We start from the raw sequence: 21,083 nt of genomic DNA, 5'->3' as shown, positions 1-21,083 counted from the left end.
ACCGGTGTCCGCGCTCCTGCGGGACCGGCCCAGAGGCTGCCCGGCACAGCGGTGCCGGGTGTCCCGGACAAGTGGGGGCTCCATGTCCAGAAGTCGTACAACCACCGGGTTCGCCGCCGGAGCAGTCGTCTGCGGCCTGCTCGTGGCGGTGCCGGCGATGAACTCGTCGGCCGCGAACCCGGCCACCAAGGCGGCGGCCGCGTGCCCCGAGGCACTGCCCACCGACAAGGCGGTGGACGGGCTGAAAGGCACCGGCTACACGGTCGAGAAGGGCAACCAGGCCGACCCGTTCAGCGCCACCGTGCTGGGCCGGATCACCGACGGCATCGGGCCCGGGATCGACATGATCATGGCCGACGTCGACTCGGCCGCCCTGGACCGGGCCGGCGGGGTGTGGAGCGGGATGTCCGGCTCGCCGGTCTACACCGCCGACGGCAAGCTGATCGGGGCGGTCTCGTACACCCTGACCGGCGGCAACACCAGCATCGCGGGTCTCACCCCGGCCGCCGACATGCTCGCCCTGCGCAACGATCCGTCGAACGCCCGGGGCCGCGCCGCCACCACCGAAGCGAACCAGAAGGTGGCGGTCAGCAGCGACAAGGCCGCCCGGATCGCCCGGACCGGCGAGGTCAGCACCGCCCTGGCCGCCAAGGGTTTCCGGGCGGTCTCCACCCCGCTCACCGCCACCGGCCTGGCCAAGAAGAACACGGCCAAGTTCCTGAAGAACATCGAGGCCTCCAGCGGCACCACCGTTCGGGTCGGCACCGGGTCGGGGGCCAGTGCCACCGTCAAGTCCTCGCCCAGCGAGATCTTCGCCGGCTCCAACTACGCGGCCGCCCTCTCGTACGGGGACGTCTCGTTCTACGGTCTGGGCACCACCACCTACGTCTGTGACAAGACGGCGGTCGCCTGGGGCCACCCGCTCCTGTCGGCCGGCCCGGTCAGCTACAGCGCCCACCCGGCCCAGGCCCTGTTCGTGCAGCGCGACCCCCTCTTCAGCCCGTTCAAGGTCGGCAACCCCGGTGGCGTGGTGGGCACGATCACCTGGGACGGCACGGTCGGCCTGCGCAGCACCCTGGGCCAGAACCCGGAGCACCAGATCCCGGTGACCACGTCGCTGACCAACGACCACGGCAAGAAGTCCACCGGTAAGACGGTGGCGGTGTACCAGCCCTGGGCCGCCGACATCGCCGCCACCCACCTCCAGGCCGCGGTGGTGAAGGCTCTCGGGGCCCAGCCGGCCGGTTCGTCCGAGATCAAGATCGTGATCAAGGGCAGCCGCGCCGACGGCAAGAACTTCAAGATCACCCACAAGGACTACGTGGCCGACACCTACGACATCAGCTACGCCACCGCCGACCGGCTCTACTCGCTGATGTGGCCGCTGATCGAGCAGGAGTACGAGGAGATCCAGGTCACCGGGGTGGAGATCACCGGTGAGGTCTCGACCCAGGTGCGCCAGTACTCGGTCAGCAAGGTGCAGCTGAAGGACCAGAACAAGTGGGTGGCCCTGAAGGACGTGGAGGTCGCGCCGGGGGCCAGCATCCCGCTGCGGGCCACCCTGAAGGCCTACCGCAGCACCGACACCATCACCGTCCCCCTCACGGTTTCGGTTCCTGACGAAAGCCCCAGCGGCTCGACCGGCAGCCTGAGCATCGACGCCGGTGGGGGTCTGGTGTGGGACGAGGAGGAGCCGGAGGAGGAGCCCGCCGACTCGTTCGAGGAGCTCATCAAGGAACTGAACAACCAGCCGTCCAGCAACACCCTCGTCAGCCGCGTCGACATCGACCCGGGCGACGGTTCGGACGTGCTCAGCAGCACCCGTGAGGCCGACGTGGAAGGTGCGATCGCCTCGTACTACGACTCGGTCTCGGTGACCGTGAAGTAGTCGTCGTTCTCCGGCCGGGGCCCTCGTTCGATCGTGAGCGGGGGCCTCGGCCGTTACTTCAGCAGCCGGGACATCCGGCGGTCGGCCAGCACCTTGCCGCCGGTCTGGCAGGTGGCGCAGTACTGCAGGGACGAGTCGGCGAACGAGACCTCGCGCACCACGTCACCGCAGACCGGGCACTCCTGGCCGGTGCGCGCGTGCACCGCCAGCCCGGCCCGTTTCGCGTCCTTCAGCTCCTTGGCCGGTTTGCCCGAGGCCGCCGAGACCGCGCTGCGCAGCGTGTTCTGCAGCGCCTCGTACAGGGTGCCCACCTGCTCGTCGTCGAGCTTGGCGGCGATCGCGAACGGCGACATGCGGGCCACGTGCAGCACCTCGTCGCTGTAGGCGTTGCCCACCCCGGCGATCACGCTCTGGTCGCGCAGCAGACCCTTGATCTGCTGCCGCTGCCCGCGCAGGATGCCCGCGAAGACCTCCTGGGTGAAGCTCTCGGCCAGCGGGTCGGGCCCCAGGGTGGCGATGCCGGGCACCTGTCCGGGGGCCTTCACCACGTAGATCGCCAGCCGCTTCTTGGTCCCGGCCTCGGTGAGGTCGAACCCGGGCGTCGACTCGTCGTCCTCGTCGTCGAGCCGCGGGGTGAACCGCACCCGCAGGGCCAGCGGGCTCTTGCCCGGCTTGAGCATCGTCTTGACCGCCGTGTCGTTCCACCGCAGCCAGCCGCCCCGGGCCAGGTGGAAGATCAGGTGCAGGCCGTCGGCGTCCAGGTCGATGAACTTGCCGTGCCGGTGCAGCGCGGTCACGCTCAGCCCGCGCAGGGCCCCGGGCTGCGGGTCGTACGTCTTCAGCGCGCTGATCGCGCCGATCTCCACGCTGTCCACCACCCGGCCGACCAGCCGTTCCCGCAGGAAACCGGCCAGGGCCTCGACCTCCGGCAACTCAGGCACGCCCCCAGCATGCCCCGGCACCCCCCGGTCTGTCAGTCGGGCGCGAGGGCTCGTTCCGGAACCTCAGATGAGAGGGCTCTCATCCGACTCTCATCGAGCAGCGTCCCCGCCTCCGTCAGGGTGATGCCCATGGGACGAAGGAACGTGCTGATCACCGCCGCGCTGCTGGGCGTCGGCGGGCTTGCCGTGTTCGTGTTCGCCAGCGCGGCCTCGGGCGATGCGAGCGACCTGGACGCCGATCTCGGCCCGGCCGTGGTCGCCGGCACCGAGGCCGCCGGGAGCACGGCCTCCCCCTCCGCTCAGGACGCCGCCGAGCCCTCCGCCACCTCCCCGGCGGCAACCCCCACCGCCACGGCCACCCCCACGGTCACCGCCTCGGCCGGGTCCGAGGTCAAGAAGGTGGCCCCGCCCAAGCCCAAGAAGGTGGGCGACGACGATGACGACGACGGGGACGACGGGGACGATGAGGATGACGAAGACGATGACGACGATGATGATGAGTGACGATGACCGGACACACCGCGGTCCTGCCCGAACGCCGTAGCGGGCTGATGCGGCGCATCACGTTCGGCGTCCGCACCCGGATCCTGGCCACGGTGCTGCTGCTCAGCGCCCTGGGCATGCTCCTGGCCGGCAGCAGCATCGTGATCATGCAGCGCAACGCCCTGGACGAACGGGTCAACACCTCGCTGCGCGGCGAGGTCGAGGAGTTCACGGCGATCGCCAGCCCGCCCAAGGACACCCCGGCCACCCGGTTCACCTCGGTGAGCAGCCTGCTCGAGGCGGCCATCGCCAAACAGGCCCCGGACCGCGACGAAGCGTTCCTGGCGATGCTCGGCAGCGAGCGCTGGGAGCCCAGCTTCGAGCAGTTCATCAACCTGAACAACGAGCAGGCGGTGGTCGGCGCGGTGACCGCCCTGGGCGCCGACGCCCCGACCCGCCTGCGCGAGGTCACCACCACCTCCGGCCAGCGGATCCGCTACGCCGCGATCAAGGTCACGGTGCCCGGCGACCCGGGGGTGGGCAGCTACGTCGTCGCCCAGAGCCTGGACCGCAACGCCAAGCAGATCAGTGAGATCGCCACCCGGTTCACCCTGGTGTCGCTGGTCTCGCTGATCGTGGTGGGGGTGGTCGGCTGGCTGGTGGCCGGCCGGCTGCTGGCGCCGCTGCGCCAGCTGCGCACCACCGCCGAGCGGATCTCCCACACCGACCTGACCGAACGGCTCGAGGTCTCCGGCTCCGACGACGTCAGCGAGATGGCCGCCACCTTCAACCGGATGCTCGACCGGCTGGAGAGCGCCTTCCGGGCCCAGCAGGAGTTCCTCGACGACGCCGGGCACGAGCTGAAGACGCCGATCACGATCATCCGTGGTCACCTGGAACTGATGGCCGCGGGCGACGAGGCCGACGTGGAGGAGACCCGGGTGCTGGTGATGGACGAGCTGGACCGGATGGCCCGGCTGGTGCAGGACCTGATCCTGCTGGCCCAGACCCGGCGCCCGGACTTCGTCCGCCGCGAGCCGGTGGCGGTGCGCGACCTGATGGCCCTGGTGCTGGACAAGGCGGTCGGCCTGGCCGACCGGGACTGGCGGCTGGACGAGCAGACGCCGGTCTGGATCAACGCCGACCCGCAGCGGATCACCCAGGGCCTGCTCCAGCTGGCCCACAACGCGGTGAAGTACACCGCCGCGGGCCAGGTGATCGCCTTCGGCAGCCGGGCCGAGGCCGGGGTGGTGCACCTGTCGGTGCGCGACACCGGTCCGGGGGTCTCGGCCGAGGACGCCGAGCGCATCTTCGAGCGGTTCGGACGTGGCGCCGACGCCCGCCGGGTGGAGGGCTCCGGGCTGGGGCTGTCGATCGTGGGGGCGATCGCCGCCGCGCACGAGGGCTCGGTGTCCCTCTCGTCGGCGCCGGGCGAGTCCGGCGCGATCTTCACCCTGACCATTCCGCGGGCCCCCGTGCCCGCCTCAGCAACGACCGTCCCGATGGTGCAGGAGGTGCCGTGAACCGGATCCTGGTGGCCGAGGACGAGGACCGGATCGCCTCGTTCGTCTCGAAGGGCCTGCGGGCCGCCGGTTTCACCCCCACCGTGGTGGGTGACGGGGTGAGCGCCCTGGACTACGCCACGACCGGCGAGTTCGACCTGCTGGTGCTGGACATCGGGCTGCCCGGGATGGACGGCTTCGAGGTGCTGAAGCGGCTGCGGTCGGGCCGGAGTTCGCTGCCGGTGATCATCCTGACCGCCCGGCAGTCGATCACCGACACGGTGGCCGGGCTGGAGGGCGGGGCGGACGACTACATGTCCAAGCCGTTCCGGTTCGAGGAGCTGCTGGCCCGGATCCGGCTGCGGCTGCGGGAGGATCCGCGGGAGCCGGAGGCGACGGTGCTCACGCACGGCGCCCTGGCGCTCGACCTGCGCAGCCGCCGGGCCGCGGTGGAGGGCCGCACGGTGGAGCTGTCGGCGCGGGAGTTCGCGCTGGCCGAGACCTTCATCCGGCATCCGGGGCAGGTGCTCAGCCGGGAGCAGCTGCTCAGCCACGTCTGGGGCTACGACTTCGACCCCGGCTCCAACGTGGTCGACGTGTACGTGCGCTACCTGCGCAAGAAGCTCGGCGTGCAGTGGTTCGAGACGGTGCGCGGGATGGGCTACCGGCTGGTCGAGGTGGCCTGAGGATGGCGTTGGAGATGCTCACCGGCCCCGACGCCGGCGACCTGCTGGAGGCCGCGGTCTCGACCGCCGGTGGGCACCTGGAGGACTGGCGGGTGACCCAGGTCGACCATCGCGGGGAGGTCACCACGGTCGCCTACCAGGCCACCGTGCAGTGGCCGACCGGGCGTACCGACGACGTGCTGGGAGCCACCTCGCTGGCCGCGGGCGACGAACCGCCCCAGGTCCCGGGCACGCTGACGTTGTCGGACGGGCAGAACCGGGTGTGTGTCTGGCGGCTGCCGGACGATCCCGGGCTGCCCGGGCTGAGCACGGCACTGAGCACCGAGGCGCTGCCCGGGCTGCTGCGCTCGTTCGGCCTGGACCCGCAGGGGCTGCGCACCGAGGTGGTCTCGTACCGGCCCAAGCGCCGGGCGGTGATCCGGGTCAGCTCGGCCGGGGGCGTGCTGTACGCCAAGGTGCTGCCGCCCGCAGACGTGGAGGCGCTGCACCGACGGCACGAGATGCTCTACGAGGCAGGCGTTCCGGTGCCGCACAGCCTGGGCTGGACCGACGATGGGCTGCTGGTGCTGGAGAACCTGCCCGGCACCCCGCTGCGCCGGCGGCTGCTGTCCTCGAACGCCGCGGGCTCCGGGGAGGCCGGGCTGCCCCGTCCGGAAGAGCTGATCTCGGTGCTCGACAAGTTCCCGCCCGGGGTGCTGGGACTGAACCGCCGCCGTCCGTGGAGCCGCCGTGCCCCGCAGTACGCCGAGATGATCGGCCGTTCGCTGCCCACCGAGGCGGCCCGGGCCCGGCAGCTCGCCGACGTGGTCGCGGCCGGGCTGAAAGGGGTTCCGCTGGGCAGCGACCCGACCCACGGTGACTTCTACGAGGCGCAGCTGACGGTGGACGCCTCGGGCCGGGTGGTCGGTCTGCTGGACGTGGACACGGTCGGACCCGGCTCCCGGGCCGACGACCTGGCCTGCGCGCTCGCGCACTGCGAGGCCCTGGCGCTCAGCTCCGAGCGGCACGCGGCCCGCTCGTACGCCCTGTCCCGGCTCTGGCGGCCGGTTTTCGAGCAACAAGTGGACGCTCTCGGGCTGCGGTTGCGCACGGCGGGGGTGCTGATGAGCCTGGCCACCGGCCCGCACCGGGTGCAGCGGCCGGACTGGGAGGCGGCCACCAGCCGGATGCTCGACCGGATCGAGGAAGTGCTCCAGGGCCGCCCGGCGCCGGAGTGAGCGGCCGGTGGGCGCCGCGGGCCGTAGGGCCACCGGAGAGGTGCCTACCCATTGGATAACCTCCTGACCGAACGCTGTCCGTGCCGTCAGGAGGATTCATGCCACACGACCGGGCCGGTCAGCCGGCGCAGCCGGAAGACCTGATCGACGTCGCTCACGTCGTGACCAGCTACTACACCGTCCAGCCGGATCCGTCCGAGGCCGCCCAGAAGGTCTCGTTCGGCACCTCCGGCCACCGCGGCAGCAGTCTCAACGGCTCGTTCAACGAGGCCCACATCGTCGCCACCACCCAGGCGATCTGCGACTACCGCGCGGGCCAGGGCATCGCCGGGCCGCTCTTCATCGGCCGGGACACCCACGCCCTGTCGGAACCGGCCTGGGCCAGCGCCCTGGAGGTGCTGGCCGCCAACGGCGTGCGCACCCTGGTCGACGACCGGGACGGCTACACCCCCACCCCGGCCGTGTCGCACGCCATCCTGCGGTACAACCGGGGCCGGGCCGGTGACGACTCCGGCCGGGCCGACGGCATCGTCGTCACCCCCTCCCACAACCCGCCCGCCGACGGCGGTTTCAAGTACAACCCGCCGCACGGCGGGCCCGCCGACACCGACGCCACCGGCTGGATCGCCAACCGGGCGAACGAGCTGCTGGCCGCGAAACTGGCCGGGGTGCAGCGCATCCCGTTCGCCCGGGCCCGCACTGCGGAGACCACCGCGGGCTACGACTTCCTCGGCACCTACGTCGACGACCTGCCGAGCATCCTCGACCTGGACGCGATCCGCGAGAACGGGCTGCGGATCGGGGCCGACCCGCTGGGCGGGGCGGCGGTGGCCTACTGGGGCGAGATCGCCGAGCGCCACCGGCTCAACCTCGAGGTGGTCAACCCGCTGGTCGACGCCACCTTCCGGTTCATGACGCTGGACTGGGACGGCAAGATCCGGATGGACTGCTCCTCGCCCTCGGCGATGGCCTCGCTGATCGGGGCGAAGGACCAGTACGCGATCGCCACCGGTAACGACGCCGACTCCGACCGGCACGGCATCGTCACGCCGGACGGCGGCCTGATGAACCCCAACCACTACCTCGCGGTGGCGATCAGCTACCTGTTCGCCTCGCGGACCGGCTGGTCGCCCGACGCCGGGATCGGCAAGACCCTGGTCTCCTCCTCGATGATCGACCGGGTGGCCGCCGACCTGGGCCGCAAGCTCGTCGAGGTGCCGGTCGGGTTCAAGTGGTTCGTCCCCGGCCTGCTGGACGGATCGGTCGGTTTCGGCGGCGAGGAGTCGGCCGGGGCCTCGTTCCTGCGCAAGGACGGGACGGTCTGGACCACCGACAAGGACGGCCTGCTGCTGGCCCTGCTGGCCAGTGAGATCACCGTGAACACCGGTAAGACGCCCAGCCAGCACTACGCCGATCTGGTGAACCGGCACGGCGATCCGGTGTACGCGCGCATCGATGCCCCGGCCACCCGGGAACAGAAGGCGGTTCTGGCCAAGTTGTCGCCCGAGCAGGTCACCGCCACCGAACTGGCCGGCGAACCGATCACCGCCACCCTGACCGAGGCCCCGGGCAACTCGGCCGCGATCGGCGGGCTCAAGGTCACCACCGAGAGCGCCTGGTTCGCCGCCCGCCCGTCCGGGACGGAGGACGTGTACAAGATCTACGCCGAGTCCTACCGCGGGCCCGAGCACCTGGCTCAGGTGCAGCAGGCCGCGAAGGACCTGGTGAACGCCGTGCTGTAGAGCTGAGAAGGACAGGACCGAGAAATGACGCCGACCACCACCACCGTCACCCCGGTCCTGTCCACCTCGGCCGTGCCGCCACTGACCGCGCTGGTGCGCGGGGCCCAGAGCCACCGGGCCGCGGTGGACCGGCTGCTCGCCTCCTACCGGGCGATCCCGGCCGGGCAACGGGTGCGCCTGGCCAAGCGCACCTCGAACCTGTTCCGCACCCGCAGCCAGGGCACCACCACCGGGCTGGACGTGAGCGGGCTGGACGGCGTGATCTCGATCGACGTCCAGGCCCGCACCGCCGACGTCCAGGCGATGTGCACCTACGAGACGCTGGTCGCGACCACGCTGCCGTACGGCCTGATGCCCCTGGTCGTGCCCCAGCTGAAGACCATCACGCTGGGCGGGGCGGTGACCGGGCTCGGCATCGAGTCCACCTCGTTCCGCAACGGCCTTCCGCACGAGTCGGTGCTGGAGATGGACATCCTCACCGGCGACGGCGACCTGGTCACCGCCCACCCCGAGGGTGAGCACGCCGACCTGTTCCACGGTTTCCCCAACTCCTACGGCACCCTCGGCTACGCCACCCGCCTGCGGATCGAACTGGAGCCGGTGCACGCGGCCGTAGACCTGCGGCACGTGCGCTTCGACGACCTGGACAGCCTGGCCCGGGCGATCGAGACGATCAGCACCGACCACCGCTGGGAGGGCACCGAGGTCGGCTTCCTCGACGGGGTCGTGTTCTCGGCGACCGAGGGGTACCTGACCCTGGGGTCGTGGACCGACGAGGTGGGCGGCCTGAGCGACTACACCGGCGCGGAGCCGTACTACCGGTCGATCCAGCGCCGTTCCACCGACCGGCTGTCGATCCACGACTACCTGTGGCGCTGGGACACCGACTGGTTCTGGTGCTCGGCCGCGTTCGGCGCGCAGAACCCCACGGTGCGCCGCTACTGGCCGGCCCGGCTGCGGCGCAGCGACGTCTTCCACCGTCTGGTCGGCCTGGAGACCCGGTACGGGCTGGTCTCCCGGCTGGACGCCTGGCGGGGCCGGCCCGCCCGCGAGCGGGTGATCCAGGACGTGGAGCTGCCGGTCGGCCGCACCGCCGAGTTCCTCGGCTGGTACCTGCAGAACGTGCCGATGACCCCGGTCTGGCTGTGCCCGCTGCGTCTGAGGGAAGGCTCCGGCACCTGGTCGCTGTACCCGCTGCGGCCCGGCGAGACGTATGTCAACGCCGGGTTCTGGGGCACCGTGGCGATCGGGCCGGGCCAGGCCGACGGCGCCAAGAACCGCGAGATCGAGCAGGCGGTGGCCGAGTTCGGCGGGCACAAGTCGCTGTACTCGGACGCCTACTACGACGAGGAGACGTTCTGGGCCGCCTACGGCGGCGAGAACTACCCCGCTCTGAAGGCCCGGTACGACGGCGACGGCCGCCTGCTGGATCTTTACTCCAAGGTCGTGGGCCGTCACTGAGGTACGGCCGTCCGGGCGAATCCCGATCTCACTCGGTGGACGTCGGGCATTGATCGTCACATTTTCAACTTGTGCCTGAGGCAACTGAAAATTTTGTCTCGAGGAGACGAGTTGAGCCTCACCGCGATCCTGGGCCGGACGGACGCCGGACCCCAGCCTTTCCGGCCCTTGCTGCTGGCCGAAATCTTCGACGTGCTCCTCGCGGAGCCCTCCCCCGTGCGCTTCACCGCGTACGACGGCAGTTCGACCGGACCGGCCGACGCCGAGATCACGGTCAGCCTGAACAACCCGCGGGCCGCGGCCTACGTGGCCACCGCCCCCGGGTCGCTGGGACTGGCCCGCGCCTACGTGAGCGGGGACATCCAGGTCTCCGGTGTGCACCCCGGCAACCCCTACGCCCTGCTGGCCGCGATGGACCAGCTGAAGTGGCGGCGACCCGACGTCCGGACCACCGTCCGGATCGCCCGCAGCCTCGGCCTGCAGCGACTCGTCCCGCCGCCGCCTCCGCCGCAGGAGGCGCTGCCGGACTGGCGGCGCACGCTGGAGGGGCTGCGGCACTCCCGGCACCGCGACGCCGAGGCGATCCATCACCACTACGACGTCTCGAACGAGTTCTACGAGATGCTGCTCGGCCCCTCGATGACCTACACCTGCGCCCTGTACCCGCACGAGGGCGCCACCCTCGAAGAGGCCCAGTTCAACAAGTACGACCTGGTGGCCCGCAAGCTCGGCCTGAAGCCGGGGATGCGGTTGCTGGACGTCGGGTGCGGCTGGGGCGGGATGGTCCGCCACGCCGCCGAGCACTACGGCGTGAAGGCCCTGGGCGTGACCCTCTCGGCCGAGCAGGCCGAGTGGGCCCAGCAGGAGATCAAGCGCCAGGGCCTGGAGCACCTGGCCGAGGTGCGCCACGGCGACTACCGGGACGTGACCGAGGGCGACTTCGACGCGGTCAGCTCGATCGGCCTGACCGAGCACATCGGGGTGGGCAACTACCCGGCCTACTTCTCGTTCCTGCGGGACCGGCTGCGCCCCGGCGGCCGGCTGCTGAACCACTCCATCACCCGGCCCGACAACATCCACGAGCCGCGGGTGCGAGGCGGTTTCATCGACCGCTACATCTTCCCGGACGGCGAGCTGACCGGCGCCGGGGGAATGATCGTGGCGCTGCAGAACGCCGGGCTGGAGATGCGGCACGAGGAGAACCTGCGCGAGCACTACGCCCGCACCTGCGCGGCCTGGGGAGCCAACCTCACCGCGAACTGGGACGCCGCGGTCGCCGAGGTGGGCGAGGCGACGGCCCGGATCTGGGGGATGTACCTGGCCGGCAGCAGCCTGGGCTTCGACAAGCGGCAGATCGAACTGCACCAGGTGCTGGCGGTGCGGCCGGACGAGCGGGGATGTTCCGACTACCCGCTGCGGCACACCTTCGGGGTCTGAGGTGGTCCCGGGCGGAGCGGAACGCGTGGCACCACGCCCTGTTCCGCCCGGTGCTCCGGTCGGGTCGCGCCCACGGCCGTCCGGGTGAACGCCAGACTCTCCGTGATCCGGCGGGTAGCCCGGAAGGAGTACGGGTGTCTCAACTGCTGCCCCGGCGCGGCCGATACGAAACACGGAACCGCTGAGTCCGCGGTCACCGAGCAACTGGACGGCCGTCGCAGTCCGGCCCCCGGAAACGGAGCGATCGTGCATGTGGCCCGCCAGGCGATCAACGACGCCAACGGCCACCTCTACGGCTACGAACTGCTCTTCCGCGGAACGGCCGGAGCGACCCGCGCGGACCTGGACACCGACGGCGCCACCACGCAGACCATCCTGGCCGCCTTCGCCGAGTTCGGCGCGGCCGAACTGCTCGGCGGAAAGCCCGGTTTCATCAACCTGACCCGCAAGTTCCTGGTCGGCGACCTGCCCCTGCCGTTCTCCCCGGACGCGGCGGTGCTGGAGATCGTCGAGACCATCGACCTGGACCCCGAGGTCGTCCTCGGGGCGCTGCGGCTGGCCGCCGAGGGCTACCGCCTGGCCCTGGACGACTTCACCTGGACCCCCGAGTCGGAGCCGCTGCTCGCGGTGGCCGACATCGTCAAGATCGACGTGTTGGCCATGACCTGGGACGAGGTCCTGTTCACGGTGGAGAAGTGCCGGCCGCACCCGGTCCGGCTGCTGGCCGAGAAGGTGGAGACCCAGGAGGTCTACGAGCGCTGCATCGCCGCCGGGTTCGAGCTGTTCCAGGGGTACTACCTGGGCCGGCCCGAGACCATGTCGATCGAGACGCTCTCCCCCGGCCAGCAACTGGCCCTGCACCTGATCGGGCGGCTCGGCGACCCGGACGCCACCACCGAGGAGATCGAGCGGGCGGTGCGCCTGGACCCGGCCATGGTCTACCGGCTGCTGCGGATCGCCAACTCGGCCTCGACCGGTTCCAGCCGGCAGGTCGCCTCGATCCGCGACGCCCTGGTGATGGTCGGGCTGAGCCGGCTGCGGGCCTGGCTGATCCTGCTGTCGCTGAACTCCGACGGACGCAGCGAGAGCCAGATGGTGGGCGCGCTGACCCGGGCCCGGACCTGCGAGCGGGTGGCCGAGCTGGGCCGGGTGGTCACTCCGGACACGGCGTTCACGGCTGGTCTGCTCGACGGCATCGCCGAGGGTCTCGGCCTGCCCGCCTCGGCGCTTCTGGACCGGATGCCGACGCTGACGCCCGAGCTCTCGGCCGCCCTGACCGGCGACCCCAGCCATCCGTTGCGCCGGTTGCTGACCGCAGTGCGGGCCTACCAGCACGAGGACCTGGAGGAAGCCGGCCGCGGCCCGGTGCCGCTGCCGGCCATGGCCGAGGCCTACCTGCAGGCCCTGGCCTGGACCACGGAGACGACCCGGGCCACGGCCCGGAGCAACCGCTCGACCCGGCCTGCCTGACTTCCGAGTTCAGGCAGGCCCGGGACGAGCGGCCGGTTCAGGTGGGTCAGCTGGTTCAGCCCTGGGTGCCGAACGTCTGCGTCCACCAGATGGTGCCGTTGTCACCGGTCACCGCGGCGACCCCGATGTCGTCGAAGGAGCAGTTGAGGATGTTCGCCTTGTGCCCGGCGCTGTTCATCCAGCCGTCCATGACACTGGCGGCCGAGGTGTAGCCGTAGGCCACGTTCTCGCCGATCGAGCGCCAGCCGGTGTAGCCGGCCGCGGTGAAGCGGGTGCCCAGGTCGGCCTCACCAGGCAACTGGTGGGACATCTGGTTGGCCGCCTCCATCTTCTCGGAGTGGGTCAGCGCCGCCTGGGTGAGCGCCTGGTCCTGGGTGACCGGCTCGCAGCCCGCCGCCGCCCGCTCGGTGTTCACGATCTTGATCACCGCGGTGGCCAGCGTGCTGTCGCCGCTGGGGGACGTGGTGGTCTCGTCCGGCGTGGTGGTCGGCGCTTCGGTGGTGGGCTCGGTGGTGGGGACGTCGGTGGTCGGCTCGGTGGTCGGCTCTTCCGGCGTGGTCGGGCCCGGGTCGGACGGCTCGGTGGTGGCGGTCTCGTCCGGTTCCGTCGGCTCGGTGGTCTGGGTCTCGTCCGGCTCGGTGGTCTCGGTCGGGCCGGTCGGCTCGGTGGTCGGCTCGGTGGTCGGCTCTTCCGGGCTGGTCGTCTCGCCCGGATCGGTGGTCTCACCCGGCTCAGGGGTCTCACCCGGCTCGGTGGTGGCGATCGGACCGTGACCGTGACCGTGGCCGGGCCGGTGGTGACCGTGGTTGCGGTGCTTCTTGCGGCGCTCCTTCTTCCGCTCCTCCTGGGCCTTCTTGCGCTCGGCCTTGGCCTCGGACTTCGGCCGGGAGTCGGTGGCGGCGGCGCCGAGTTCGATGGCGTGAGTGGCGAGTTGGGCCCGGGGAGCCTCGGTGTCGTTGCTCAGCAGGCCGTTGCAGGCCCAGGCGGCGCCGCTGCCTCCGACGACGACTGCGGTGACAGCGCCGATCAGCAGCGGACGGAACTTCTGGTGACGTGTCAGGGACATGGCCAGCAGGTTTAGCACGAATGCCGGTTAAGGCGTTGTCATATCGTTACCTGTCGAATCGCCCCTAAACCCCGGTCGGCGAGCGCCTTTTCGCAGGCCACCGATGAGGATTGGTCAAGCCTGGGCCAGTGGCCCGTTAACTGCGCCCCGAAAGGTCTCGCCAAAACACGTCCGGCCCACCGGTGCAGTGAACCGGTGGGCCGGACGTGTTCGACCGTGATCGATCACCCGCCGCGGAGGAGCCGCAGCCAGGCGTACCGATCAGGCCGGGTTCGTGGTGACGACCAGCTCGACCGGGATGTTGTTGCGGGTGGCGTTGGAGTAGGGGCACACCTGGTGCGCGGTCTCGACCACGGACTCGGCCGTGGCCTGGTCCATCGCCGGGAAGTTGACCTTGAGCACGACCTCGAGGGCGAAGCCGCCCTGGCCGTTGGAGCCGATGCCGACCTCGGCCGTCACCGACGAACCGGTGGCGTCGGCCTTCTGCTTGCCGGCCACCAGACGGGCGGCACCGTGGAAGCAGGCCGCGTAGCCGGCCGCGAAGAGCTGCTCGGGGTTGGTCTTCTCGCCGCCCGGGCCGCCCATCTCCTTCGGCACCGCCAGGTCGATGTCGATGACGCCGTCGCTGGACTGGGCGTGACCACCCCGGCCGTCACCGGTAGCGGTAGCAACAGCGGTGTAAACAGCGGCCATGACAACTTCCTCCAAGGAATCGGACCGATCGTTCTGTCGTGGGCAACTCTCGCGTGCCGCTCCGGGATCTGTCAAGACGGAACGATCGGTCCGATAGACTGGGGTCATGGCAACGCGCGAGGCCGTCAGCACCGGTTCCACCCGCCCCTCGAAGGCACGCGAGCGCCTGCTGAGGACCGCGACGGCGCTCTTCTACACCGAAGGCATCCACGAGGTAGGTGTCGACCGCATCCTCGGTGAGGCTGAGGTCACCCGCTCGACCTTCTACCGGCATTTCCCCGGTAAGGAGGATCTGGTGCTCAGCTACCTGCGCTCGCTCGACTCCACCGTGAGGGCCAACGTGGAGCCGGCGGTGTTCGACCCGGACCCCCGGGCGCTGCTGGAGGCCCTGATCGGTGAGCACAGCGAGCGGATCTGCGAGCCGGGCTTCCGCGGCTGCGCGTTCATCAACGCCGCGGCCGAGTACCCGGACCAGGGCAGCCCGGTGCGCCAGGCGATCGAGGAGCACCGGACCTGGATGCTGGGCGTCGCGGTCGAGGCGTTCCGCCGGATCGGGCACTCCGCGCCCGACCGGGCCGGGCGCCGGTTCATGCTGCTGCGCGACGGCGCGATGATCTCGGGCTACCTGAACGATCCGGAAACCGCCCGGGCCACACTGCGCGAGGGCGTGGACGATCTGCTCACCGACGGCCGGTCGAGTTCGTGATGTCCCTCGGTTTTGCCACAATCCAGTGCAGACACCCGTAGGGCGACCTGAGGAGAACCGTGGGCGAGCGGAGCGAGGAGGTCCTCGACCGCACCCGTCGTCTGCTCACCTTCCTGGCCGCCACCGCCCGTGAGCTGACCGTCCGGCCGGTCCGCGACGTCCTCAGACCCGATCTTTCCGGTGGGCCGGCCGCTCTGCTGCCCACCGACGTCCCCAAGCACCCGAAGGTCCGGCTGGGCACCCCGGCCGACTGGCTCGAGGTGCGCAAGGTACCCCTGCCGCCCGAGCCGCCCCGCGTCCCCGGTGACCTGGCCGCCTACGTCGCCACACACGTCCGTGAACCGGCTCTCTCCCCGGGGGCACCGCCCGAACTGGAACTGCCCTTCCGGACCTGGCTGCAGGAGACCTGGCGTCCCTGGGCCGAAAGCGCGGCCAACGGCCAGCAGGCTCGTGACCTGTATGAGCGTCTCTTCGCCCTGCATTTGGAGGCCGAGCGCAAGCAGAGCACGCACGAACTGGTCTGGGGCAACTCGGTGCTCTCGTGGGACGTCGCCCTGGAGCAGATCCGGCATCCCCTGGTGCTCACCGGGGTGCGGGTCGAGCTGGATGCGGCCACCGGCGCCCTGCGGGTGGTGCCGGACGGGCCGGCCGAGCTGGAACTGGCTGCGCTCGAGGGTCTGGACCTTCCGGTGCTGGGCGAGCTGAACCGGCTCACCGATCTCGACGACCTCGACGTGTGGGACGACGCGGCGCGCCGGGCTCTGCACGACCGTCTGCTGGCTCCTCTGCACCTGGACGCCGCCGTCGTCGCCGGCCCCCACATCGCCACCCCCGGCCCGGTCCCGGTGATCACCGACACCTGGGTGCTGTTCCTGCGCCGTCGGCCCACCCGGCACGAGCGCTTCTACCTGCAGCTGGCCGAGCGCCTCAAGGAGGACTCGGTGCTGCCGCAGGCGATGGCCGCGGTGGTGGCCGACGAGGACGAGCTCCGGGTGGCCCAGGACGAGCTGGGCCAGCGGCCCGACGACGCCACCTGGAAGGCGATCGGTGAGCGCCTGCTGATGCCGCTGCCGGCCAATGCCGAGCAGGAGCGGATCGCCCGGCAACTGGCCCGCGAGCGCGGGGTCACGGTGCAGGGCCCGCCCGGCACCGGCAAGAGCCACACCATCGCCAACCTGGTGAGTCATCTGCTCGCGCACGGCAAACGGGTGCTCGTCACCGCGCAGAACGAGCAGGCGCTGACCGTGCTGCGCGACAAGATCCCCGAAGAGCTGCGCGACCTGTCGATCGCGGTGCTGGGTTCGTCGGCCGAGTCGATCGAGCAGCTGCGCGGTTCGGCCCAGGCGGTGCAGGACATCGCCGCCCAGATCGACGTGGAGGCCGAGACCCGGGCGGTGGCCGGGCTGGAGGCCGAGCTCGACCAGGTGCGCGCGCAGCTGGCCGAGGTGGAGCGGGCGGTGCTCGAGGCGCTGCGCACCGAGGACGCCGAGTGGGACCTGCCCAGCGGGCCCAACGGCCGGGAACGCACGCCGCACCGGGCCCCGCAGGTGGCCCGCTGGCTCAGCGAGAACGAGCCGGAACTGGGCCGGATCCCGGACGAGCTGCCGGTCGACGCGGTGCCGCCGCTGGCTGCGGACGAGCTGACCCGGCTGTTCGAGCTGAGCGAGCGGCTCGCCCCGGGCGACGCCCACGCCCTGCGGACCATCCGCCCGCGAGGTGATCTACCCACTCCCACACAGCTGTTCGAGCTGGTCAGCCGACTCGACCAGCTGCTTCAGGACGTGGCCGTCCTGGAACGCTCCGGGGTGGACGTGGGGGCGCTCGACGAACTGACCGCCGGGCGGCTGACCGAACTGCGGGCCGAGGTCGCCGAGGCGGCCGGGCATCTGGCCGGGCTGGAGTCGCCCGGGCTGGTGCGGATCCGTACCGAGGTGCGTGACTCCGAGGCCAGTGCCCGTTCCTGGGCGCACCAGGCCGAGCAACTGCACCGCCGCAGCAGCGCCGCCGCCGATCTGCAGGCCGACCTGTTCGGGCACGAGATCCAGCTCCCGCCCGGCGATCCGCACGAGCAGCGCCGCCTGCTCACCGAACTCGGGCAGAGATTCGCTGCGGGCAAGGGACTTCCACGTTTCGGCGGGAGCGACCTGAAGCAGCTGCACGGGCAGGCCCGGATCGACGGGCGGGCCCTGCGCACGGCCGAGGACACCGATCTGGCCGGCACCTGGCTGCAGTTGGAAGAAGAGCGCGCCGCCACCCGGCGCATGCTGGCCGGGCTCCCGATCGACGAATCCCCAGCAGACGATTCCATCCACGCAACGACGGTTTTCGCCGAACAGCTCACCCAGGCCCTTTCGTGGGAAACCGAACGCCGACCCGCCCTCCTGGCCCGACTGCGTCCATTGGTACCGCAACTGGGCCCCGAACTCACCGCCGCCGACCTGACCACCCTGACCCGCCTTCTGGCCGCCGCCGGAGCCCGGACGCAGGAGCGGGCGGCCACCGCCGAACTCACCGCCCTGAGCGACGAACTGCGCCGAGGGGCCGACCAGCCCGCGGCATCGCCGCTGTTCAACGCCCTGCGCACGGCCCTCGACGAGCGCGACTGGGTGGCCTGGGGCGTGACCCTCGACGAGGTGGCCCGGCTGGCCGGACTCGAACCGGTGGCTGCCGAGCAGGCCGGACTCGCCGCCCGGCTGGCCACGGTGACCCCGGGCTGGGCGGCCGCGATCGTGAGCAGCAGCGCCGATCCGGAGGTGGTGGGCACGGCCGCGCGGGCGGCCCTGACCTGGCACTGGCGGATCACCGCGACCTGGCTGGACGCCCTGCTCCGAGCCGGTGACCTGGCTCATCGGCAGGCTCAGGTGATCACCCTGCAGCAGCGGGAGCAGGCGCTGGTGCGGCAGCGGGCCCGGCGCGGGGCGGCCCTGGGGCTGAAGCACAACCTGCGCGAGGTGAACCGCCGGGCGCTGGCCGCCTGGCTGCGGGCGCTGGGCAAGCGCGGCAAGGGCACCGGCAAGTACGCCCCGCACTGGGAGAGCGAGGCCCGCCGGTTCATGCCCAGCGCGATGGGCGCGGTGCCGGTCTGGATCATGCCCGTGCACCGGGTGATCGAGAACTTCGACCCGCTCGTCACCCAGCCGTTCGACGTGGTGATCGTGGACGAGTCGAGCCAGTGCGACCTGCTCTCGGTCGGGGTGCTGGCGCTGGGTGCGAAGGCCGTGGTGGTCGGCGACGACCAGCAGACCAGCCCGGCCGCGGTGGGGGTGAACGTGGAGCGGATCATCCAGCTGCAGAACGCGCACCTGGCCGGGATCGGGGTGCGCAGCCTGCTCACCGCCGACCAGAGCCTGTACGCGCTGGCCGAGCTGATCTTCTCCAGCACGATCCTGCTGCGGGAGCACTTCCGCTGCGTGCCGGAGATCATCGAGTTCTCCAACCGCTACTACGACGGCGACATCCTGCCGCTGCGCGAACCGTCCAGCGCCGCGATCGGCGCTCCCCTGCAGCTGGTGCGGGTACCCGAGGGCGCCACCACCGGCTCGGCGGGCGGCGACAAGGTCAACCCGGCCGAGGCGGCGGCCCTGGTCGAGCAGGTCCTGGCCTGCCATCACGACAGCGCCTATGCCGGAATGACTTTCGGTGTGGTCACGCTGCAGGGCGCGGCCCAGGCTCCGCTGATCGAGAATCTGCTGCGCGAGCGGCTCGGCCCGGAGGCGTTCGCCGAGCGTCGTCTGCGGGTGGGCAGTCCGCCGGCCTTCCAGGGCGACGAGCGCAACGTGGTGTTCATCAGCGTGGTGGCCGACGACGCCACCTGGGCCGCCACCAAGAACGCGGACAAGCAGCGGATCAACGTGGCCGCCTCCCGGGCGCAGGACCAGGTGTGGGTGTTCCACACCGTGGAGCCGGGCCGCCTGCACGCCGACGACCAGCGCCGGGCGCTGCTGGAGTACGTGCGGGACGCGGGCCGTCGGGTGCCGCCGGCCGAAGGGCTGGAGGAACGCTGCGAGTCGGAGTTCGAGCTCGCGGTGCTGCGCGAACTACAGCAGGCCGGCTACCAGGTGCAGGTGCAGCACGCGGTCGGCCGCTACCGGATCGACCTGGTGGTGGTCGGGCGGTCCGGGCGGCGGCTGGCGATCGAGTGCGACGGCGAGCAGCACCCCGGCGACGAGGGCTGGGAGCACGGCCTGCGCCGCCAGCGGCAGCTGGAGCGGCTGGGCTGGACGTTCTGGCGAATCCGGGCCTCGGAGTTCTACCGCGAGCGGGCCGAGACGGTGGCCACCCTGTTCGAGCGGCTCGAGAAGCACGGCGTACGGCCCTATTCGGAGTCCAAGGAGTCCGGCGAATCCGGGGAAGTGGTGCTGGAGTTGCCGGACCCCCTGCTCGACCATTCCTGACCGGCCCACGGGTTGTAGTCGGCCAGAAGCTCCTCCTGGGGCGGCCTCTGGGCCTCGGGCACGTGCTGCAGGTTGATCCGGATTCGGTACCAGAGCGAGCTGCGCCCGCGCATGCCGTCGACCAGCACGTCGACCGGTTCCAGCTGGGCCGCCACCTCGGGGTACTTCGCCTTCCAGACCTCGAGCCACTCCAGCGCCTCGGGTTTCGTTCTGGTCCGGGCGATCTCGATCAGCGGCATGGTCGACTGCCGCCGGCCCACCCCCTTCGGCGGCTTCTCGGCCGGCCCGAGCTGCTTGGCCAGGGCGAGCAGGGCGTCCAGGGTGCCGCGCTCGTTCTCGATCCCGGCCCAGGGATCACCCTGCTCGGCGTACCGCGGCAGCACCGTGGCGATGGTCAGCTCCTCCATCCGGCAGTGCTCGACCTCGTCCCACCTGAGCGGTGTGGACACCCGGGCATCCGCGACCGCCCGCACCGACCAGGCCGAGGCGATCGTCCGGTCCTTGGCGTTCTGGTTGAAGTCGACGAACACCTGCGACCCGCGCTCCTCCTTCCACCACCGGGCGGTGGCCAGCTCGGGCACCCGGTTCTCCACCTCCCGGGCCACCGTCTCGGCGGCCAGGCGAAGATCCTTGTACGGACGGGTCGGCTCGACTCGTGCGTAGATGTGGAAGCCCCGCGAGCCGGAGGTCTTGGGCCAACTGGTCAGCCCGTGGTCGGCGAGCACCTGGCGGGCGACGAAGGCCACCTCCACCACCTGCCCCCACTCCACCCCGGGCATCGGGTCCAGGTCGATGCGCAGTTCGTCGGGCCGGTCGAGGTCCTCGGCCAGCACCGGGTGCGGGTTCAGGTCGATGCAGCCCAGGTTCACCACCCAGGCCAGCCCGGCGGCGTCGCGGATCACCGCCTCCTCGGCGGAGCGGCCCGAGGCGTATTTCAGCTCGGCGACCTCCACGAACGAAGGACGGTTGGAAGGCGCCCGTTTCTGGAAGAACGCCTCCTCGTCGATGCCCTTGACGAAGCGTTTGAGCACCATCGGGCGGCCGGAGACCCCGCGCAGCGCCCCCTCGGCCACGGCCAGGTAGTACTGCACCAGATCCAGCTTGGTCACGCCGGTGCCCCCACCGCCGGGACGTTCGGCCTCGGGAAACACCATCTTGTCGGGGTGCGTCACCGTCACCTCGCGCCCGGCGACCTCCAGGACCGTGCCCTTCTCCTTCGCCACCCGGTCAGGCTATGCCGCAGCGGCCGGATCGGCCCGGTTATTCGGCCGCGACCCCGTAGCTGCTACCGAGAGACCGAGAGGCTCACCGACGTCCTCTATCTGTGGTTTTGTCGGCATCCGAGTTCGGATTAGCCGAACCAGGCCGGATTAAGCCGAGTGGAGCACGGTGATGCC

General features: G+C 71.1%; 15 protein-coding genes. 11 read left to right on the top strand and 4 right to left on the bottom strand.

Going from position 1 to position 21,083, the window contains the following annotated elements; translation table 11 throughout:
• Nucleotides 1-82 precede the first annotated feature (82 nt).
• A complete protein-coding gene (locus QSK18_RS30135; RefSeq protein ID WP_232811545.1) occupies nucleotides 83-1,888 on the top strand; it encodes a SpoIVB peptidase S55 domain-containing protein in 1,806 nt (601 codons plus the stop codon).
• A 53-nt stretch (nucleotides 1,889-1,941) separates the two neighbouring features.
• Here QSK18_RS30135 and QSK18_RS30130 read toward each other — a convergent pair whose 3' ends face one another.
• The gene (locus tag QSK18_RS30130; RefSeq protein ID WP_285626150.1) at nucleotides 1,942-2,829 is read right to left on the bottom strand and encodes an Fpg/Nei family DNA glycosylase; all 888 of its coding nucleotides are present in this window, start codon (nucleotides 2,827-2,829) and stop codon (nucleotides 1,942-1,944) included.
• A gap of 129 nt (nucleotides 2,830-2,958) precedes the next feature.
• Here QSK18_RS30130 and QSK18_RS30125 point away from each other — a divergent pair, with 129 nt between their 5' ends.
• From QSK18_RS30125 to QSK18_RS30090, 8 genes are all read left to right on the top strand, one after another.
• A complete protein-coding gene (locus QSK18_RS30125) occupies nucleotides 2,959-3,333 on the top strand; it encodes a hypothetical protein (RefSeq protein WP_285626147.1) in 375 nt (124 codons plus the stop codon).
• A 2-nt stretch (nucleotides 3,334-3,335) separates the two neighbouring features.
• Nucleotides 3,336-4,835: a sensor histidine kinase gene (locus QSK18_RS30120; RefSeq protein ID WP_285626145.1), complete on the top strand. Its 1,500-nt coding sequence runs from the start codon at nucleotides 3,336-3,338 to the stop codon at nucleotides 4,833-4,835.
• The gene (locus QSK18_RS30115) at nucleotides 4,832-5,500 is read left to right on the top strand and encodes a response regulator transcription factor (RefSeq protein ID WP_232811541.1); all 669 of its coding nucleotides are present in this window, start codon (nucleotides 4,832-4,834) and stop codon (nucleotides 5,498-5,500) included. The genes QSK18_RS30120 and QSK18_RS30115 overlap by 4 nt, the downstream gene beginning before the upstream one ends.
• A 2-nt stretch (nucleotides 5,501-5,502) precedes the next feature.
• Complete coding sequence (locus QSK18_RS30110; RefSeq protein WP_232811540.1) at nucleotides 5,503-6,717, top strand: phosphotransferase; 1,215 nt, start codon at nucleotides 5,503-5,505, stop codon at nucleotides 6,715-6,717.
• 98 nt (nucleotides 6,718-6,815) lie between these two features.
• Nucleotides 6,816-8,459 (top strand): phosphoglucomutase (alpha-D-glucose-1,6-bisphosphate-dependent), encoded by a 1,644-nt coding sequence (pgm, locus tag QSK18_RS30105; RefSeq protein WP_232811539.1) that lies wholly within the window; start codon nucleotides 6,816-6,818, stop codon nucleotides 8,457-8,459.
• 93 nt (nucleotides 8,460-8,552) lie between these two features.
• Nucleotides 8,553-9,920, top strand: coding sequence for an FAD-binding oxidoreductase (locus tag QSK18_RS30100; protein WP_408623360.1), 1,368 nt, complete (start codon nucleotides 8,553-8,555; stop codon nucleotides 9,918-9,920).
• 126 nt (nucleotides 9,921-10,046) lie between these two features.
• On the top strand, nucleotides 10,047-11,357 hold the full coding sequence (locus QSK18_RS30095; protein WP_352396688.1) for a class I SAM-dependent methyltransferase: 1,311 nt from the start codon (nucleotides 10,047-10,049) through the stop codon (nucleotides 11,355-11,357).
• A gap of 246 nt (nucleotides 11,358-11,603) precedes the next feature.
• Nucleotides 11,604-12,827, top strand: a complete 1,224-nt coding sequence (locus QSK18_RS30090; protein WP_232811536.1) for an EAL and HDOD domain-containing protein — start codon at nucleotides 11,604-11,606, stop codon at nucleotides 12,825-12,827.
• Nucleotides 12,828-12,882: 55 nt separating this feature from the next.
• On the opposite strand, the gene QSK18_RS30085 is transcribed toward QSK18_RS30090, so the two are convergent.
• Together QSK18_RS30085 and QSK18_RS30080 are read right to left on the bottom strand one after the other, a co-directional pair.
• Entirely contained in the window at nucleotides 12,883-13,893 is a 1,011-nt protein-coding gene (locus QSK18_RS30085; protein ID WP_285626135.1) for a CAP domain-containing protein, read from the bottom strand.
• Between the two features lie 261 nt (nucleotides 13,894-14,154).
• Nucleotides 14,155-14,586 (bottom strand): organic hydroperoxide resistance protein, encoded by a 432-nt coding sequence (locus tag QSK18_RS30080; RefSeq protein WP_232811534.1) that lies wholly within the window; start codon nucleotides 14,584-14,586, stop codon nucleotides 14,155-14,157.
• A 106-nt stretch (nucleotides 14,587-14,692) separates the two neighbouring features.
• Here QSK18_RS30080 and QSK18_RS30075 point away from each other — a divergent pair, with 106 nt between their 5' ends.
• Complete coding sequence (locus QSK18_RS30075; protein ID WP_285626131.1) at nucleotides 14,693-15,292, top strand: TetR/AcrR family transcriptional regulator; 600 nt, start codon at nucleotides 14,693-14,695, stop codon at nucleotides 15,290-15,292.
• 59 nt (nucleotides 15,293-15,351) lie between these two features.
• The gene (locus tag QSK18_RS30070; protein ID WP_285626129.1) at nucleotides 15,352-19,686 is read left to right on the top strand and encodes a PDDEXK-like endonuclease domain-containing protein; all 4,335 of its coding nucleotides are present in this window, start codon (nucleotides 15,352-15,354) and stop codon (nucleotides 19,684-19,686) included.
• Here QSK18_RS30070 and ligD read toward each other — a convergent pair.
• Nucleotides 19,608-20,909, bottom strand: a complete 1,302-nt coding sequence (ligD, locus tag QSK18_RS30065) for a non-homologous end-joining DNA ligase (RefSeq protein WP_285626126.1) — start codon at nucleotides 20,907-20,909, stop codon at nucleotides 19,608-19,610. The two genes, QSK18_RS30070 and ligD, sit on opposite strands and share 79 nt — an antisense overlap.
• Nucleotides 20,910-21,083 lie beyond the last annotated feature (174 nt).

The organism is Kineosporia sp. NBRC 101677, from assembly GCF_030269265.1.
Lineage (GTDB): Bacteria > Actinomycetota > Actinomycetes > Actinomycetales > Kineosporiaceae > Kineosporia > Kineosporia rhizophila.
This window is presented reverse-complemented; position numbering and strand designations above follow the sequence as displayed.